The organism is Ruoffia sp. FAM 26254, assembly GCF_045528545.1.
In the GTDB taxonomy this organism is placed as follows: Bacteria; Bacillota; Bacilli; order Lactobacillales; family Aerococcaceae; genus Ruoffia; species Ruoffia halotolerans.
On sequence record NZ_JBGQQY010000041.1, the window covers coordinates 1 to 18,799 of the forward strand.

At 38.2% G+C, this 18,799-nt stretch carries 16 protein-coding genes, 1 other RNA gene, 1 pseudogene and 1 riboswitch; of the genes and pseudogenes, 14 read left to right on the plus strand and 4 right to left on the minus strand.

Translation table 11 applies throughout. The features are described from left to right. The first annotated feature begins 99 nt into the window (after positions 1 to 99). The 4 genes from ACEN3Z_RS09145 to ACEN3Z_RS09160 all read left to right on the plus strand — a co-directional run bounded on the left by ACEN3Z_RS09145 (position 100) and on the right by ACEN3Z_RS09160 (position 4,034). The gene (locus ACEN3Z_RS09145; protein WP_407090603.1) at positions 100 to 405 is read left to right on the plus strand and encodes an ATP-binding protein; all 306 of its coding nucleotides are present in this window, start codon (positions 100 to 102) and stop codon (positions 403 to 405) included. Between the two features lie 119 nt (positions 406 to 524). Then, the gene (locus tag ACEN3Z_RS09150) at positions 525 to 1,274 is read left to right on the plus strand and encodes an ABC transporter ATP-binding protein (RefSeq protein ID WP_407090604.1); all 750 of its coding nucleotides are present in this window, start codon (positions 525 to 527) and stop codon (positions 1,272 to 1,274) included. A 1-nt stretch (position 1,275) separates the two neighbouring features. Beyond that, entirely contained in the window at positions 1,276 to 3,300 is a 2,025-nt protein-coding gene (locus ACEN3Z_RS09155; protein ID WP_407090605.1) for an FtsX-like permease family protein, read from the plus strand. An 83-nt stretch (positions 3,301 to 3,383) separates the two neighbouring features. Then, positions 3,384 to 4,034, plus strand: coding sequence for an endonuclease III domain-containing protein (locus tag ACEN3Z_RS09160; RefSeq protein ID WP_407090606.1), 651 nt, complete (start codon positions 3,384 to 3,386; stop codon positions 4,032 to 4,034). Positions 4,035 to 4,075: 41 nt separating this feature from the next. On the opposite strand, the pseudogene ACEN3Z_RS09165 reads toward ACEN3Z_RS09160, so the two are convergent. Continuing rightward, positions 4,076 to 4,584 (minus strand): annotated as a pseudogene (locus tag ACEN3Z_RS09165) (macro domain-containing protein). Between the two features lie 214 nt (positions 4,585 to 4,798). Here ACEN3Z_RS09165 and ACEN3Z_RS09170 point away from each other — a divergent pair. The 4 genes from ACEN3Z_RS09170 to ACEN3Z_RS09185 all read left to right on the plus strand — a co-directional run bounded on the left by ACEN3Z_RS09170 (position 4,799) and on the right by ACEN3Z_RS09185 (position 10,330). Next, the gene (locus ACEN3Z_RS09170; protein WP_407090607.1) at positions 4,799 to 5,830 is read left to right on the plus strand and encodes a hypothetical protein; all 1,032 of its coding nucleotides are present in this window, start codon (positions 4,799 to 4,801) and stop codon (positions 5,828 to 5,830) included. A gap of 81 nt (positions 5,831 to 5,911) precedes the next feature. Continuing rightward, entirely contained in the window at positions 5,912 to 7,150 is a 1,239-nt protein-coding gene (locus ACEN3Z_RS09175) for an AI-2E family transporter (protein ID WP_407090608.1), read from the plus strand. Positions 7,151 to 7,369: 219 nt separating this feature from the next. Then, the gene (locus ACEN3Z_RS09180) at positions 7,370 to 7,837 is read left to right on the plus strand and encodes a CtsR family transcriptional regulator (RefSeq protein WP_197103169.1); all 468 of its coding nucleotides are present in this window, start codon (positions 7,370 to 7,372) and stop codon (positions 7,835 to 7,837) included. 12 nt (positions 7,838 to 7,849) lie between these two features. After that, positions 7,850 to 10,330: an ATP-dependent Clp protease ATP-binding subunit gene (locus tag ACEN3Z_RS09185; protein ID WP_407090609.1), complete on the plus strand. Its 2,481-nt coding sequence runs from the start codon at positions 7,850 to 7,852 to the stop codon at positions 10,328 to 10,330. Positions 10,331 to 10,693: 363 nt separating this feature from the next. Here ACEN3Z_RS09185 and ACEN3Z_RS09190 read toward each other — a convergent pair whose 3' ends face one another. Then, the gene (locus ACEN3Z_RS09190) at positions 10,694 to 11,635 is read right to left on the minus strand and encodes an AEC family transporter (RefSeq protein ID WP_407090610.1); all 942 of its coding nucleotides are present in this window, start codon (positions 11,633 to 11,635) and stop codon (positions 10,694 to 10,696) included. A gap of 143 nt (positions 11,636 to 11,778) precedes the next feature. Then, positions 11,779 to 11,927: riboswitch (adenosylcobalamin (AdoCbl) riboswitch) on the plus strand. A gap of 92 nt (positions 11,928 to 12,019) precedes the next feature. Between ACEN3Z_RS09190 and ACEN3Z_RS09195 the strand changes: the two genes are divergently transcribed. Next, the gene (locus ACEN3Z_RS09195; RefSeq protein WP_407090611.1) at positions 12,020 to 12,424 is read left to right on the plus strand and encodes a DUF4430 domain-containing protein; all 405 of its coding nucleotides are present in this window, start codon (positions 12,020 to 12,022) and stop codon (positions 12,422 to 12,424) included. After that, entirely contained in the window at positions 12,421 to 12,957 is a 537-nt protein-coding gene (locus ACEN3Z_RS09200; protein ID WP_407090612.1) for an ECF transporter S component, read from the plus strand. Before ACEN3Z_RS09195 ends, ACEN3Z_RS09200 begins: the two co-directional genes overlap by 4 nt. A gap of 70 nt (positions 12,958 to 13,027) precedes the next feature. Here ACEN3Z_RS09200 and ACEN3Z_RS09205 read toward each other — a convergent pair whose 3' ends face one another. Both ACEN3Z_RS09205 and ACEN3Z_RS09210 read right to left on the minus strand, forming a co-directional pair. Next, positions 13,028 to 13,618, minus strand: coding sequence for a cob(I)yrinic acid a,c-diamide adenosyltransferase (locus tag ACEN3Z_RS09205; protein ID WP_407090613.1), 591 nt, complete (start codon positions 13,616 to 13,618; stop codon positions 13,028 to 13,030). 14 nt (positions 13,619 to 13,632) lie between these two features. Next, positions 13,633 to 16,230: a vitamin B12-dependent ribonucleotide reductase gene (locus tag ACEN3Z_RS09210; RefSeq protein ID WP_138405536.1), complete on the minus strand. Its 2,598-nt coding sequence runs from the start codon at positions 16,228 to 16,230 to the stop codon at positions 13,633 to 13,635. Positions 16,231 to 16,594: 364 nt separating this feature from the next. On the opposite strand from ACEN3Z_RS09210, the gene ACEN3Z_RS09215 reads away from it, so the two are divergent. The 4 genes from ACEN3Z_RS09215 to ffs all read left to right on the plus strand — a co-directional run bounded on the left by ACEN3Z_RS09215 (position 16,595) and on the right by ffs (position 18,565). Continuing rightward, on the plus strand, positions 16,595 to 16,948 hold the full coding sequence (locus ACEN3Z_RS09215) for a hypothetical protein (protein WP_138405535.1): 354 nt from the start codon (positions 16,595 to 16,597) through the stop codon (positions 16,946 to 16,948). A 133-nt stretch (positions 16,949 to 17,081) separates the two neighbouring features. After that, positions 17,082 to 17,597, plus strand: coding sequence for a tRNA adenosine(34) deaminase TadA (tadA, locus tag ACEN3Z_RS09220; RefSeq protein ID WP_171031393.1), 516 nt, complete (start codon positions 17,082 to 17,084; stop codon positions 17,595 to 17,597). Positions 17,598 to 17,845: 248 nt separating this feature from the next. After that, positions 17,846 to 18,430, plus strand: a complete 585-nt coding sequence (locus ACEN3Z_RS09225) for a uracil-DNA glycosylase family protein (RefSeq protein WP_407090614.1) — start codon at positions 17,846 to 17,848, stop codon at positions 18,428 to 18,430. Between the two features lie 41 nt (positions 18,431 to 18,471). Continuing rightward, an RNA gene (gene ffs / locus ACEN3Z_RS09230) (signal recognition particle sRNA small type) lies at positions 18,472 to 18,565 on the plus strand. Positions 18,566 to 18,799: the final 234 nt, after the last annotated feature.

An 18,799-nucleotide genomic window follows, 5' to 3' on the forward strand; every position in this document is an offset into this window, starting at 1 on the left:
TCGAGAACGCACTATTTTGTAGAAAAATTCCCAATTTTTCCAAGAACTATTAATTTATTCAAGAAACCAGCTTAAATTATAGAGGTATGAATTATTCAGGTGATTGAACAAATTTTAAATAATGCACTAAAATACGCGAAACAAAAGGAAATCTGGATTTCTTATGATTCCCAAAACGCCACCTTAACAATTAAAGATAGTGGTAGAGGAATAAAAGCAGAGGATCTGCCAAAGATTTTTGATAAGGGGTATTCAGGCTTTAATGGACAGTTGAATCAAAAGTCGAGTGGCTTAGGCTTGTACTTAGTTGAGCTCGTTGCCAGACGCTTGACTCAACCAGTTTCCGTGGAGTCGACATTTGGTCAGGAGACACAATTTACGATCCAATTTAATCAAACGTCCTAATCTTTCAAAAGTGTAAGGTTAGGCTCCTTTTTTGTAATGTTAGTTAAAGGCTAGATGTCACGCGGTCGCATATACTTATAACAGAGATTAGCGAATAGACAAAATAATGGAGGAAAATCATGTTATTAGATGTAAAAAATGTAAAAAAAGTATATAAGACACGAGGCAACCAAACGACAGCCTTGCAACAAATTGATTTTGGTGTAAACGAAGGTGAGTTTGTGGCAATTATGGGGGAATCAGGTTCAGGGAAATCAACTTTACTGAATATTATCGCCACTTTTGATAAACCATCTCAAGGAACCGTTCATTTAAAAGGGACAAATATTGCGAATATTAAGAAAAATAAAGTGGCTGAATTTAGACGTGAGCAGCTAGGCTTCGTCTTTCAAGACTTTAACGTATTAGATACTTTCTCAAATAAAGACAATATATTACTACCGATGGTGTTATCAAATGCCAATATTAATGAAATGGAGCGCCGCCTCGCTGAGATTGCGCCAATATTAGGAATTCAAGATTTATTAGAAAAATACCCCTACGAAATCTCAGGAGGACAACGCCAACGCGTTGCCATTGCAAGAGCAATTATTACTAATCCACCTTTATTACTGGCAGATGAGCCTACAGGAGCACTTGATTCAAAATCGTCTGAGCAAATATTAGGCTTATTCAATGAATTAAATCACTTAGGAAATACGATTTTAATGGTGACACACTCAATTCAAGCAGCGTCTTACGCCAATCGCGTTCTATTTATTAAAGATGGGGTCGTATATCACGAGTTATACCGCGGACAGGAAACGAATCAAAACTTTAATGAGCGTATTTCACAAAGTTTAACCATGCTTGCGGATCGAGGTGTGTAAGATGCCACTTTCATTATTAACTAAATTGACTGTTCAAGGAATAGTCAAACGCCGGACCGTTTACTTTCCATATTTTCTTGCGTTAGTCTTAATAATGTCCTTAGATTTTATTATGATTTCATTGATTACCAATGAGTATGTGCAGTCACGACATGCCACATTGCCAACAATCATCCTGATGGGTGTGTTCTTTACGTCCTTACTGGCAGTTATTTTCATTCTGTATGCCAATAATTTTATTCAAAGACAACGGCGAATGGAGTTTGCCTTATATACCGTTTTAGGTTTAGAAGACAAGCATATCCGAAGCGTCATCCTCTTTGAACAACTATTAACTTGGGTGATTGGTAGCCTTGCATCCATTGGGGTTGGTTATGCTTTAGGAAATGTGATGTTTATCGTCTTAAACAGATTAATTCAAGATACTGGTGCTGACTTAATGGATTATCCATTTAGTCCTTTAGCGGCGATTGGAACAATCATTATTATTGGTGGTATCACATTTATTATCTTCTTAATTAATAGTATCCGCTTGGCGAGATTGAACCCATCTGAATTATTAAGCCAAACGCATGCGGGAGAAGCTGAACCGAAATCTCGTTGGTTCATCCTTTTGATTGGTTTAATCACTTTAGTCGCCGGTTATTATGTAGCACTGACAACGACAGATGTTTTAGACGCGCTGTTAAAAGTGTTCATAGCGATCTTCCTAGTGATTATCGGAACTTACGCGCTCTTAACAAGTTTAAGTATTATTTTCTTAAAACGAATGAAAAGGAATAAAAAATATTATTACCAGCCGACACATTTTCTATCGATATCAGGGATGTTATATCGTATGAAAGCGAACGCGACAAGCTTAGCTGGAATTGCGGTCTTATGTACAGGGATTGTGTTAACTCTCGGAACGACTTTAACTCTTTATATAGGTATGGAAGATCAAGTGGAGCAAATGTCGACACATGATATTGAATTGCGGTACATGCAATACGCCGATGGCGCGAGTCCGGAAAATGCGGAAGTAGCTTTAACAAATATCATGGAAGAATTACAAACGCACGGTGATATTAAAGATGTGAGTCTATCTCGAAGTGCCTTTGTCACGGCTATTTATCAAAACAAATCTTTCCAACCAATGCCAGCTCCTAGTGAAACAACTGAGGGTGAGGAACTCTTACCAACTGATTTTGCCTACATCATTGGCGTTCCTTTAGAGGATTTTAACCAGCTCAATGGAGAAAATATTCACCTAGAGCCAGATGAAGTGTTGTTTACAACGACAACTGCAAATATTCAACAAGAACAAGATGATACACTACAATTTGCTGACAAGGAATATCAGGTTCAACAAATCAGTTCTAGTTACATGCCTTTAAACTACATCGGACAAATTGCTTATGTCGTGTTTCCAACCATAGAAGAGGTCGAAAGTTTACTATCAACCTTCCCGAATTATATCAGTACGGGAGAGCGTTCTGAAGCACTATTAGAACAGACGATGGTGTTCAATGCCGTTGATGATTCTGCTCGTGAAAGTATTGAAGCAGCGATCTCAACCGATACAATCTTTGATCAAGGGGACTTGGGTGTAGTTCGAGTCGTAACAAGAACAACAACCTCGCAAGAATTATATACGATGAATGGGGGCTTATTATTCTTAGGAATTATCGTCGGAACAGTTCTAATTATTGGAACGGTCTTAATGTTATACTTTAAACAAGTATCTGAAGGTTACCAAGACCAAGGTAAATTCCAAATTATGCGAAAAGTTGGCTTGCCTGATCATTTAATTAAACAAACGATTCGATCACAAATCTTTTGGATTTTTGCACTGCCAATTATGATCGCAGTCATTCATTCGCTCTTTGCATCAAAAATAATGTTTAATTTACTAGGGCTATTAGCCGTCAATAACATAACAACCTTTATGATCGGTTATGGATCAGTTTTAGCCATCTTTGTTGTCGTTTACTTACTGTTCTACCTCATTACTTCACAAGTCTATTATCGAATTATACATCAATAAAATGACACCCAAACCTAAGTATTCTGCTTAGTGTTTGGGTGTTTATTTGATACAATCATTTTGAAAGTGAGGCGAGCGCGCACATGAAGACAATTGATCAATATGAATTATTTAAGCTTTTACTCAATGACATGGGTGAAACAGGGTGGTGGCCAGCTGACTCAAAAGTTGAGATTATCATTGGCGCCATCATGATACAAAATACCAATGCAGCGAACGCAAAACGTGCGGTTAACAATATCGGAAGCGCCACGCAATTTAACCCACAAGCCATCTTAAATTTACCTTTAGAAACATTAGAAGACTTAGTTCGACCCGCCGGCTTCTTTAAAAATAAAAGTAAAGCGGTCCATTCGGTATTAAATTGGTTTCAAGAGCACGATAACAATCTAGAAGCAATTACAGAAAAATATGAAATTAATTTGCGCCAAGAGTTATTAAAATTACATGGAGTTGGCGATGAGACAGCAGATGTCCTTTTACTTTATGTCTTTGAACAACCGGTGTTTGTCTCGGATAAATACGCTCAAAAACTATATACAGAATTAGGTGTATCAGGGATGGATAACTACAGGGCGATGCGAAAGATAGTCTCTTTAGATAAGCAGTTTACAACATGGGAAGCTAAAGAGTTTCATGGGTTAATTGATGAGTTTGGAAAAATATACTTACGTGGAAAGGGAAATTTTGAAGCGAGCTTTTTAGCCGGCTATCAGTTAAAAATCGAAGAATAATAAACTCCAGCCTCAATCTAGCTTGAAGCGGGAGTTTCTTGTTAAGCATTCTTAAGCGCGACATCGTATGCTTTCTTAGTGTCTGAATCAAATGGCATCCAAATAATTAAATCAAACGCATCTGGGTGTTCGTTCATCACTTCTTTAACTGTCGAAATTGCAATCTCTGCAGCTAGATTCACAGGGAAGTGATAAACACCCGTTGAAATTGAAGGAAAAGCGACTTTGCGAATACCATGTTCCATGGCTAGTAGTAAAGATTGTCGGTAACAACTTTCTAACAAATTCGCTTCGTTAGAGTAACCACCATTCTAGACAGGGCCAACGGTGTGAATAATATGTTCGACGGGGAGATGGTAAGCTTGAGAAATTTTTGCTTCGCCTGTTTGACAACCGCCAAGTGTTCGAGTTTCTTCTAAAAGTTTTGGCCGGCCGCGCGATGAATCGCACCATCGACACCACCTCTGCCCAGAAGGCTATGGTTGGCAGCATTAACAATCGCATCTACTTGATCGACTTGAGTAATATCACCGAGCATTGTTTCAATCATTTTACTCACCTCTTTGCTATAGTATAACACGGATTTGACAGGCTTAAACTATCATTTAATCGAAACAATATTATGCCTTATGCATATATATATTGTTGCAATATTCAATAAACAGAATGAAGGTAGTTGCTGTATTCAAGCTGTTATAATTGACCTTGTCATCTAAATGTAATATGATTATTTATGTAATAATTATGAAGTAGGAGTGAAGAAGATGAAGAAATATATATTAGATGGAATTAATGAAAAAGCGGGTAATAACATGTCTTGGCGTGCGATTTTCGCTGGAGTTGTAACGTTCGTGGCGATTAGTATTTTATTCTCCCTAATTGGAGCAGCGGTTGGCTTTGGCGTACCTGATTTTACAAGCCAAAACCCATTAGATGGTGTCGGGATTGGTTTAGTTATTTGGATCATTATCGCATTAATCGTATCGCTAGCAGTCGCTGGTTATGTAACAGGGATTACAGCTAATCGAGCGGGTTTTATCCATGGTTTCTTAACTTGGGCAGTCAGTGTCATTGTGATGTTTACTTTAATGACATCCGCAGTTGGTATGGCATTTAATTCTTTAGGAACAGTTTTAGGCTATACGGGACAAGCTGCAGGAGATGCAATCTCAGGAACAGCTGATACTGTTGGATCATTATCTCAAGAGGCATTTGATTCAATCGCTCAAGAAATCAATGTTGATTCACAAGATTTAGAACAAACTGTGACAGATGTATTAGAAGATACTGAAATTGAACAATTACAACCTGATTACTTAGATAATCAAGTTCAAGCGACAATGGATGATGTATCCACAGCAGGTTATAATATTGTTGTTAATGGACAAGATCCACAACAAGAGATTGAGAACGTAACTAGCAATATCCAAGGTCGTATTGACGAAATCGGTCAAGAATTAGATGAAGATGCTTTAACTGAAGCAATCTCAAATAATACTGATTTATCTGAACAAGAAGCAGAAGAAGCAGTAACGAATATCCAAGAAGCTTATGGACAAGCAAGTCAAGAAGCTGAACAAGCATTGAATGATGCACAAACAGCAGTTGAAGACTTACAAGTACAAGCTGAACAAGCTTTTGCTGAAAGTGCACAAGTTGCTGAAGATGTCTCTAACCAAACATCTAAATACTCATTGTATATCTTTGTTGGACTTTTAGTAGCGATGTTTATTACAGCTTTTGCTGGACATGCTGGTGCTAAAACAGCAAGCGAAACACATAATAATGCTGTCTAATAAAGACTAGAAACAATAAACAAATTTAATTGACTACACCTCTCTCTTAGCCTATTCTATAACTAAGAGAGAGGTGTTTTTTTGAATCATTTTAAACTTGAGAAGCAATTTATAGCAAAGATATTATTTATTGCGGTTATTATTTTAATTATTTTCAATTGGTCACAAGTAGCAAGTGCCTTTGGAGTTGTTTGGCAAGTTGCTTTCCCAGTTGTCTTAGGGGGAATGATGGCTTACGTTTTGAACTTACTCATGAACCAGTTTGAGAAAAGATTGTATCCCAATACGGATAAAAAATGGTTGCAACACACTCGCCGTCCGCTGGCGATTGTACTTTCAATTTTAGTCATTACTTTAGTCGTTGCGGGAATCATTGGTTTAGTTGTTCCGCAACTTGTAACGGCTGTTATTACTTTAGTTGAGGCTGTACCAACAGTGACAGATTCCTTACAAACTTGGGTTGAAGAGCAACAGCATCTTATTCCGATGTTTAATGATTTAATAGAACAAGTGGACTTTAATTGGAGTAGTGTGATGTCTAGTTTTGCTGAGATTGGAAACCGACTGCTTCGAGGTGTAGCGGAGTCTTCTGTATCACTTTTATCTAGTTCAGCTTCAGCTGTGACAACCTTTGTATTGTCAGTGATGTTTGCCCTTTATATTTTAGTGTCGAAAGAAAAGCTGGGTAAAAATTTCAATGATATCCTGATTTCATATTTGAGTGATGAGCAAGTAAGAATTGTTAAGAACATCTTGAATGTGACTGACGATGTCTTTTCCAACTATATTACAGGAACGGTCATTGAGGCTTTTATTCTAGGCTTCATCGTATCGCTTGGACTTTGGGCCATCCAAATGCCATATGCAGCCATGCTCGGAGCCTTGCAAGGAGCTTTAGCGTTTATTCCTTTAGTAGGTGCCTTTCTAGCCGGCTTTGTTGGTGTGATTATTCAATTTGCCGTATCGCCAATTAATGCATTAATCTATCTCATTTTCGTTATTGTTGTTCAACAACTCGAAGGAGATTTGATCTATCCGCGTGTGGTCGGTGATTCAATCGGCCTTCCAGGTATGTGGGTCTTAGCAGCGGTAACTGTCGGTGGGGGCTTGTTCGGAATTTCAGGGATTTTACTTGGGGTACCGGTCTTTGCAACAATCTATAAACTATTTAGTTTGGATATAAGCTACCGTAAACAGATTCGGGAAGAAGCCAAAGAGCGTTCTCTAATGAATGAATATGAAGAAGAAGGCTTAAGATTGAAACCCTTTGAAGCCCTCCGTCATAAAATATTGACACCAGAAGATATTCAAGATATTTAAACAAAATGGAGCCCTGATGTCTATCTAAGATAGATTTAGGGCTCTTTTTCAATTCAAAATGTTGATTTTTTAATAGATATGCTATAATGGTCAAAGAAGGTCAGAAGACACATACTCACTTCATTAAAGTCCTCTTTCCTTAAACTGAATAGTTGTCGAGAAAGTCTTTTTATTATATAATAGTCAAAGATAGTCAATGTTAGTGGAAGGGGGATCATAGTGGCACAAAGAAATATGTCGGATATTATTGAAGCTTATTTAAAAAGCTTTTTGAAAAATAGTGAAAGAATTGAAATCAAACGAAGTGATATTGCAGAACAATTTGATTGTGTACCTTCACAGATTAACTATGTTATTAATACACGCTTTACTCAAGAACATGGCTATATGGTAGAAAGTAAACGAGGTGGTGGGGGCTATATACGGATTCTAAAAGTTGAGTTAGTTGATGAAATCGACGCCCTTGACGATATGATCCAAATGATAGGACCGCGTATAAATCACCGCAGTGCAATCAATATTATTGAAACATTAGTCAACCATAGTATAATGACAGAACGAGAAGGCGCATTAATACTATCAGTGATTGATAAAGCATTACTACAAACAATCTCGTTACATGAACAAGAAGCAAGAGCTTTGATTCTGTCGAAGTTTTTAGAACAATTACGAATTACATATAAATAAAGAGGTGAAAGTATGTTTGAAGAATTATTTACTGAAAGTGCTCGCCAAGTAATGATTTTTGCTGCTGAGCAAGCGTATTACTTAAGACATCAGGCTGTAGGCACAGAACATATCTTATTAGGTCTAGCTCGTGAAGAGTCAGGTATTGCCGGAAAAGCTTTACGTGGCATGGGTGCAGATTACCAAACGTTACTAACTGAATTAGAAATTATTCACGGTAAAGTGAATGCTCCACGTATGCAAGGGGATATTGTTATTCCATACTCACCACGTGCGAAGAAAATTATTATGAATGCATCGAATGATGCGAAACGTTTAGGTGTGCCAAAAGTTGGAACAGAGCATTTATTACTAGGCATGTTAAAAGAAGAAATTTTAGCAACAGTTCTATTAAAGAACTTAGGTATCGACTTAAATGAATTAAGAAAAACAATCTACGAAATGGTTGGTGTGAACGATTCAACAGGACGCGTTCAAAATAGCCGTCGTGGACGTCAAAAACAACAACAGCAACAAAATGGAGCGACAAGTTCGACAACACCAACTTTAGATTCACTTGCACGTGACTTAACACAATTAGCGCGTGACGGGAAGTTAGATCCAGTGGTTGGACGTGCGAATGAAATCCGTCGTATCATACAAATTGTTAGTCGCCGTTCAAAAAATAACCCCGTATTAGTTGGGGAGCCTGGTGTTGGTAAAACGGCAATCGCCGAAGGTCTAGCAGAACGTATTGTATCTGGTGGAGTGGCTGAAAACATTGCTAACAAACGTTTAATGATGTTAGATATGGGTTCACTTGTTGCGGGAACGAAATACCGTGGTGAATTCGAAGAACGTATGAAGAAAATCATTGAAGAAATTACTGAAGATGGTAATACAATTCTCTTCATTGATGAGTTACATACATTAATTGGGGCAGGATCAGCCGAAGGTGCTGTTGACGCAGCAAACATCCTGAAACCAGCATTAGCTCGTGGAGAAATTCAAATCATTGGTGCAACTACTTTAGATGAATATCAAAAACACATTGAAAAAGATGCAGCCTTAGAACGTCGTTTCTCTAAAGTTCAAATCGATGAGCCAACTCAACAAGAGTCTGTTCAAATTATTCATGGACTTAAAGAACGTTACGAAAAACACCACAATGTAGAAATTACTGATGAAGCGGTCGAAGCAGCGGTTAAATTAAGTACACGTTACTTAACTGAACGTCGCTTACCAGATAAAGCCGTTGATTTAATTGATGAGGCCTCAGCTAAAGTACGTATTGATGCAACGACGCACAGTACAAACTTAAGCGACCTTGAGAAAAAATTAGGCGAATTATCCGATAAAAAAGAAAAAGCTATCTTAGCCCGTGATTTTGACACTGCAGCCAAAATCCGTGAAGAAGAACAAAAAGTTGAAACTCAAATCGAAGCAGCTGCGAAAGCAGAAAGCAAAGATAAGGGTGAAGGTGAAGCAATTCTTAAAGTGAGTCCTGAAGATATCGCAGAAGTAATTACTATTTCAACAGGTATCCCAGTAAAACAATTAGATGCTGCCGAATCAAAACGTCTTGTTCACTTAGAAGAAGAGTTGCATGAACGTGTTATCGGTCAAGATGATGCTGTTGTATCAGTATCTAAAGCGATCCGCCGCGCATACAGTGGCTTGAAGAGTCCTAAACGACCAATTGGGTCATTTATGTTCTTAGGCCCAACTGGGGTAGGTAAGACAGAATTAGCGAAATCTTTAGCTTCATCTATCTTTGGTAGCGAGGACAATATGATCCGTGTGGATATGTCTGAATACATGGAAAAACACAGTGTGTCTCGTTTAGTAGGTTCACCTCCAGGATACGTTGGTTATGATGAAGCAGGTCAATTGACTGAGCAAGTTCGTCAAAAACCTTACAGTGTGATTCTCTTAGATGAGGTTGAAAAAGCCCATCCAGATGTATTTAACATGTTATTACAAGTATTTGATGATGGTCATATGACAGATGGTAAAGGGCGTCGTGTCGACTTCCGTAACACAATTATCATCATGACTTCGAACATGGGAGCAACAGCTCTTCGTGATGACAAATCAGTCGGATTCGGTGCTGTGGACTATACAGATGACTTCAAGGCAATGGAAGCACGCGTTATGGAAGAAGTAAAACGTGGATTCCGTCCAGAATTCATTAACCGTATTGACGAAATTATTGTCTTCCACCCATTATCTAAAGATCAAATTAAAGAGATTGTTAAATTACAAGCGCAAGATATCATCAACCGTCTACATGATCTTGAGATTGAAGCCCGTGTAACAGAGACAGCTCTAGAAATTATTGCTGACGCTGGCTTCGATCCAGAATATGGAGCAAGACCAATCCGTCGCGCAATTCAAAAACAAATAGAAGACGAGTTAAGTGAAATGATGCTAAGTGGAGATATCAAACTAGGTGATAACATCACCATTGGTGGCCGCCAAGGAGCAATCAATATCAATAACCGTTCTAAATAATACAGATGAATCGTGTCGGTGAGAGGAATCTCGCTGACACGATTTTTTTCTGTGACAAGAGCCAAACAGCAAGTCCATTTGTCTTGAGTTAGCTCAACTAAAGGCAAACGGGGAATCCATTTGTCTTGAGTTAGCTCAACTAAAGACGAACGGCGAATCCATTTGTCTTGAGTTAGCTCAACTAAAGCCAAACGGCGAGTCCATTTGTCTTGAGTTAGCTCAACTAAAGACGAACCGCAAGTCCATTTGTCTTGAGTTAGCTCAACTAAAGACGAACCGCAAGTCCATTTGTCTTAAGATCCAAAAAGCATAAAAAACACCAAACTTCAGAAAAGTCTGGTGTTTCCTTGATAGCCCATCGTATTAGAAATAAGCTAAATTCTTTAAAATCATAATAAACACAACAAGCGAGAACATTGAAGCGACCGTTGTGAAGACAACAATTTGGTTTGCTAAATCGCCATCACCGCCGGCGACAACTGCTTGAGCATAACTAGATACAGCCGTTGGTCCAGCCGTCGCGATTAAGACTGATATTAAGTCAGCTCCACGAAAGTCTAATAAACCACCTGCAATAAATAAAGCAATCGTAGGAATAATTACTAATCGTGCAAGAACAGTTCCGTAAAGAGACCAGTCAGCATCCTTTAGTTTACCAAAGTTAAACGTTCCACCCATAACAATGAGTGCAAGCGGCGGCGTCATACGTGTTAAATTTCCCATCGTCGTTTCAATCACATTAGGGAACTTGAATCCTAATACTGCAACAATTACCCCTGCGCAAGTAAAGATAACCATTGGGTTAGTCAATACTTGTTTAATTGTTCGTTTCAATGAGAATTTCTCATCAGTATAAATTGAAAAAGCAATTACAGAGAAGATATTATTTAAAGGCACAATGGTTGCTAGAACAATCGTTACCATCCCTAAATTTTCTTGACCGAGTAAAGCTATTCCCATTGGTAAACCGAATAAAATCGCGTTTGAACGAATCGAACCTTGAAGAATGACCCCTCGTTTTGCATTTGATTTTTCGAAAATAGGTACAATAAAAGCCAAAATAATAAATGCAACAATAGCAAAAATAATGTTAAAAGATAAAGTTAACCCATTAAAATCCGTCGCAATATTCGTATTATAAACATTTGAGAATAAATTCAATGGCAGTAAAATAGAAAAAATCGCTTTATTAAACTGAGCATAAGCGTCTTGTTTAATGAAACCTGCGCGTGTAAAAAACTGACCTAAAGCCATGTAAAGCATCATTGGCATGACTGCATTGAATCCGATCATAAAATTGTCCAATCAATTAACTCCTTCGTCTAAAAATTTGCAATCAAAAAATGCGAATATAAAGATTATAATACTCAATTCATCATTTGACCAATTATTTTTACTGACAATTAACTTGCATTGTCCTTCATTAATAATTATTATAAAGAGAGATAGATACAAATTTAAAGTAGTTTGAATATGGAAGTTCGGTTAAATTCCGAGACGGTCCCGCCACTGTAATCATGCGAAAAGCATGGAGTCAGATCTTTATTCAAGCATACTTATCCGACATACTATTTCGAGGCAAAATAGTGAGTGATATCCGATCCATTCGAATAAACCCATGCTTTTCTCTCCAAATAGTTTGAAGTGAATACTGTCATCTGTCACAAAATCATATGGGAGGCATTTAGAATGAAAAAATGGTTACTATTATTAGCGTCAACTTTAGTATTAGTTGGTTGTGGTGAAACGACACAGACAGAAGAAGTTACTTCAACACCGGTTGAATCAAGTGAACAAGCGGTATTAGCTGAAGTGACTGTATCAGTAACAGTTGATGGAGAAGAAATTGACGAAGGCGAACAAGTTCTAGAAGTTGAAGAAGGTGCGATTCTATTAGATGTGATGAAAGAGCATTATGAACTTGAAGAAGCTGACGGCTTTATCTCTGCAATTAACGGATACGAACAGGATGAAGAGGCAGGGAAATACTGGTTGTTTGACTTAAACGGAGAGATGGCTGAAGTTGGAGCGGCTGAATTAGAGTTATCAGACGGTGACTTAGTCGAGTGGAAACTTGAAGCCTTCGAAGGATGAGTAAGTATTTCACAGTTAAGCGTCTAGCAGTACTGGCCTTACTGACCGCTCTGTGTCATATTGGGCGAATTGCCTTTCAATTTATACCAAATGTACAACCTGTCACAGTGATTTTAATAATTATTACTTTAACGATGGGAACTTTGGATGGACTCCTAGTAGCTATCACTTCGATGGTCATTTCGAATATGCTACTTGGAATGGGTCCTTGGACACTTTATCAAATTATGGCCTATGGCATCATTGTATTACTTACAAGTGCTCTAAAGGCTTTATACAATCGATTAAAGGACCATCAGAGTGCGCGAAGAGTAATCTTTGCGCTGTTCGCTGGAGCGACTGGATTAATTTACGGGTTTGTTATTTCACTATTTTCATCACAAATGTTTGGTGTCGTTAATTTCTGGGTTTATTATGCCCAAGGGATTACATTTGATTTAATGCATGCGGCTGGGAATGTGGCCTTCTTTTTAGTGCTGGAGCCGACACTGGTGCCAATTATTCAAAAACGATTTATAACTTCAAAAGGATAACGAATAGGAGACTTTGCAACTGTAACACATAAAAGAGCCATCAGAAATTTTTCTGATGGCTCTTTTGAAATTATTTTGGTATATCTTTTTTTGTCAATTCAGTATGGAAGACACGTCCGCTTCGTTCATACAAGACGTCTTCGACACCAGCTTGGCTATTGGCCACACGTGCTAGGGCAAAGAGGTAATCAGATAGACGGTTAATAAACTTTAATACATGCTGATTAATCGTCTGTTCTTGTTGCAAGCTAACAATCCGACGCTCGGCGCGTCTTGTAACGGTGCGTGCAAAGTGAAGTTGAGCAGCGAGTTGTGTTCCACCTGGTAGAATAAATGATTCAACTGTTGGAGGGATCGGTGCATACTCGTCGATGCGGCTTTCTAACCAAGTTACCAGGTCTGCATTCGTACGATATGGATACTTATCATGTTTTTCGGGTGTTGCTAAGTCATTGCCGCAGTCGAATAAATAGTGTTGAATGCGCATGAGCTCTTCTTTCATATCACTAGGCGTTTCTTCTAAAGCAACAATCATCCCGATAATACTGTTTAATTCATCCACCGTTCCGTAAGCCTCGACTTGTTGGCTATCTTTATGAACAGACTTTCCACCGATGATGCGAGTGGTACCGTGATCACCTGTCCGTGTGTAAATTTGCATAAGTATACTCCTTATTATAAACCGCAGCGTAATTGTGCGTTACAGTTAGTACATGTATTACATCCACCAATATCTTGAACAATTCCACTACGACAAATTGGGCAAGTATCTCCGATATCTGAACCAAAGACAACGTCATCTGTATGCCCTTGTGTTTTAACGTGCTCTGACTCAGCTAGGTCAACTAATTGTCTTAATTCGTTACTGTCATCAACGATACGGGCCTCTTTCATTGGGAATAATTCGATATTTTCTGCTTCATTCTCTTCAGCCGCAAGTGTTAATACTTGTGAGTCACGAGACCCGTCCACATAGACCGTTCCACCTTTAGCGCCACCTTTGTATAAGCGTTCGTAAATACTTTGAACTTGGCTGACTTGGTAACCTTTAGGTGCGTTTACAGTCTTAGAAATTGAACTATCAACCCATCTTTGGATCGTTGTTTGAACATCAACGTGTGCTTCTGGCGCAAGTGACATAGCTTCAACGAAGAACTCTGGTAAATTTTCAGCGTCTGCTTCTGGGTGTGCATCAAGATATTCTTGAACAATTTCAGCATTCACTTCGATAAATTTACCAAGTCGTCCACTACGGAAGTATTTGAAAGCAAAGTAAGGTTCTAATCCAGTTGCTACACCAACCATTGTTCCTGTACTTCCAGTTGGAGCAACAGTTAATAAGTGTGAATTACGAATACCGTGTTCTAAGACACCTTCACGGATATGATCCGGCATTTTTTGCATGTAGCCTGTTTGAACGAATTTTTGACGAAGAACTTGAGTTTCTTCATCATTTTCGCCGATTAGAAATGGGAAACTGCCTTTTTCTTTTGCTAAAGCAATCGATTCTTCGTAAGCAGATACTGCGATTGTTTTGAATACCTCATCAACAATTTTGTTTCCTTCTTCTGATCCATAAACGTGTTCAGTATAGATGAGTAAGTCAGCTAAGCCCATAACACCTAGACCGATACGACGTTCGCCCAGTGCTTGTTTTTTATTTTCTTCTAGGAAATACGGCGTCGCGTCAATCACGTTATCTTGCATACGTACACCAGTCTTCACTGTTTCAATTAATCGGTCAAAATCTACGGTATGCGTATCTTTGTTGACCATGTTCGCTAAGTTAACTGCAGCTAAGTTACATACCGAGTAAGGTGCTAAAGGTTGTTCACCACATGGGTTTGTCGCGACAACTTTTTGACCGTATGCTTTCGCATTTGTATCATTATTCGCGTTATCGATAAAGAAGATACCGGGTTCAGCTGAATATGTTGCACAAATATTAATTAACTTCCAAAGCTCTTTGGCTTTGATTGTACGGTAATTTTTGATGCCGTAGCCTTTATCTGCCCATTCACGCACATCACCGTGGTCTGGCCATTCAGTATTATAAGCGACCATTTCAGCTTCAGTGTAATTTTCAACATCTGGGAATCTTAATGTCCAGTCCCCATCTTGGTCAATAGCTTCCATAAAATCATCAGTTAAAGTCACGGAAATATTCGCTCCTGTTAAGAATTCTGGGTTATTCACGCTATAAGTTCCGCCATCACGTAGTTTAGCTTGAGCATCTTTAATGTTTTGCTCTGAAAAGCCACCTAAACCTGGCATTGTTTTGTAACGAACGATATTTTCGTACATCGTTACTTCAGCTTGGTTTAATGGTGTGAACTTCAGTTTTTCTTTTGCTAATGTTTTAATCTGTTCGTCATCAGTTTGTTCGATTAAATATTGTAGAACGCGTGGGTTTTGCATTTTTGAGATAATAAATTCAATAATATCTGGATGCCAATCAGCTAACATAATCATCTGTGCACCACGACGGCTACCACCTTGTTCTACAAGATGTGTCAGTTGAGCGATGTCATCTAACCAAGAAACTGAACCAGATGACTTACCGTTAACCCCGCGAGCTAGAGTGTTTCTAGGGCGTAGTGTTGAACCGTTCGTTCCGACACCACCACCACGGCTCATAATCTCCATCACTTCTTTACGGTGATCTGAGATACCTTCACGTGAATCTGGAATGAAAGGCATCACATAACAGTTAAAGTAAGTTACATCAGTATTTGTTCCTGCCCCGTAAAGCACACGACCCGCGGGAACAAAATTCATTTCTTTCAATTGTGTATAGTATTGACCATTTAATTCTTCACGTTTAACTGTATCTGTTTCAACATCCGAAAGACCTTTGGCAGTACGCTTTGCGATCTGTTCATAATAAATTTCTAACGGTTTATCAATCGTTTCGATTTTGCGAGTGACAAGTCCGGTCTTTTGTTCAGTTTCATCTTCTAATGAACCACGGTATTCTTCTTCAATCCAAATAAGGACTTCGTTGTTAGCCGTATCAATGGCTTGCACAATCCCAATCCCTCTCGCTGGGTATTTAGGATCTGCTTTAACCGTTAAGATAACGAGGTCTCCAACCGCTAACGTTGATTTAGCCGCATCTTTAAATGAGTAACGATCTAACATAACCATTCTTGAAACCCCGCTGTGCGTAATATTCATATCGCTTGTCATAGGGAAGATTTGTGGAAATGCTTCGATAGCTTTATTTAATTGTTCTTTGTTCCATGTCACATGTTGATGTGTTGTTTGAGTCATATTTATATTACCCCTTTGTGAAAATGTTCCGTTAGCACTATATATTGTGCTGCTACTGTATTCTAACCCAATATATCGTATTTATCCAGAGTAAACTAAGAATCAAATTTTTTTGTTCGCCTTTTGTTCGCGCAAATCTTGCTAGATAAGGGTAAGCGATATTAAATAAATTTTCAACTATAAATTTTAAAATTAAATTTACTACAATAACGTGTTCTAATAGTATCTTACCGCAATATAATATAAAACATTGCGTTATAGCAAGTCGCTTTAATAGGTTGTGATAGCGTTTTATGCTATAATATACTTATCATTGAATATGAAGATGTTATAAATTTATATAGCATAAAAGGAGGAATTTTAAATGAGTAAAAAAAGAAATAATGTGTCACTTGGCTTAGTATTACTTGGTTCAGCTGCAACAGTTGCCGGAATTGCAGCGATGATGTACTACAACGATGACGTGCGTCATAGAGTTGAAGGTGTTGTGAACCGTGAGCGCGCTAAATTATTTGTAAAACATAAATTAAATGGTTCAGATAGTTTAGTAAATGCTGTTGATAACTTAAGTGATTCTGAAGTAAATACAATCGTTAAGTTAGCAAGTGGTGCTGGAAACGTTAAAGACCAAGCATCTGATGCATTCTCTTCAATTATGGATCGTGCAAAAGACATGTCTTCTGACGTGACTGACCGTGTTCAAGAGTATTTTGAATAATCTCTAAAAGAGTTAATAAATCCGAGTGAATCATGTACACTGAAGAGTGAAGTGGTTTGCTCGGTTTTTTGTGTGAAAAATAATTGAAGCTGTGCATAACGAATGAAAAGATATAAATATTACGAGGTGAAATATGTTAGAGGCAATTGAAATGGAAGAAGCGGTGCGATTAGAGCATGAAAAGTGGATGGAAGAAGCGATAAAAGAAGCGCTAGTGGCTAAAGAGAAGGCAGAAGTCCCGATTGGCGCGATTATCGTTAAAGACGGTGAAATTATTGCCAGAGGGCATAATGTCCGTGAGTTGGAGTTAGATGCTACAGGTCATGCAGAAATTAAGGCCATTCAGGCCGCGAATAAAGCGCTTGATGCCTGGCGACTGGAAGGGACAACAATGTATATCACATTAGAACCTTGTCCAATGTGCGCGGGAGCCCTTATCAATTCACGGGTAGAGAATGTAGTATACGGAGCAGTGGATCTAAAAGCTGGTTGTGGTGGAACACTCATGAATCTATTGGAAGACGAGCGGTTTAATCACCAACCTCAAGTGATTAAAGGAGTTTTAGCTGAGGAATGTGGACAACTTTTAACCAATTTCTTTAGAGAATTACGTGAAAATAAGAAAAAAATAAAGTTATCCACAGATTGATGTGCATAACCCCCATAAAAACGGGAACATCTGTTCAAAACTCTCGACTATGCACAGAAAAATGACTTATCAACAGACTTATGCACAGACTGAGCTGTTGATAACTACCTAATTGTTGATAAATTGAAGCATTAATCACATATTTTAATAGAAATTACCCTATAATGATAGGATTTGGGGCTGTATTTTTAACATAAAGTAAATTGTGGACAACTTGTTAATTAAATGGAAGGATGACAAACAGTATGATGGATAAGATCTATCAAGAAATCATGGAAGATGAATTGAATCGAGCCTATACTGAACGCGGGGTACCACCTTTATTCAAAGCGCCGAAAGAAGCAACAATGGCGATTATTGGCCAAGCACCAGGACGTAAAGCGGAAGAAACGCAATTATTCTGGAATGATCCCAGTGGGGACCGTTTGCGGGAATGGATGGGACTGACTCGTGAACAGTTCTATGAATCAAATAAAATTGCTCAGCTACCTATGGACTTTTATTATCCAGGTAAGGCTAAGACTGGGGATGTTCCGCCTAGAAAAGAGTTTGCACCGAAATGGCATCCACGTATCATCGATGAGTTACCAAATCTGAAGACAATTCTGTTGATTGGAAATTACTCACAAAAGCATTATCTTAAAAAAACACGTCAACGAAATTTAACAGAGACTGTTCGCCATTATGAAGATTACTTGCCAGAGTTCTTCCCACTAGTACATCCATCGCCTTTGAATCAGCGCTGGTTAAAGATTAATCCGTGGTTTGAAGAAGAGGTTATTCCAGTCCTTCGTAAATTAGTGCAGGAAGAAATATTAGAAATCGATAATTAATGCTAAAAAGATTTTGCATTCGAGTGTCTTTTATGCTATTATAAGTGTTGGCAATAGTGGAACCATGAATGAGTCAGGACCGGAAGGTAGCAGCTATAAGTGGTGAAGCTATGTGCCTTTTTTTTGTGCAATTATTTAAATGAAAGAACGCTTGTAAATCCAAGCGTTCTATTTTTTATTACTAAAACACATTTGACCTTTCAAACTAGACTATATCAAGATTATCCTTTAACAATAGTATATATCCTGAACAATTCATACTTTTCGTTGAAACATGTGCCAACTGCCTAACGGCAGCTTAAATTTACTTTTTCATTTTCACCTGTTAAGTGATGAAAAAAGAACCCCATTCTGATATGGTAAAGGTGT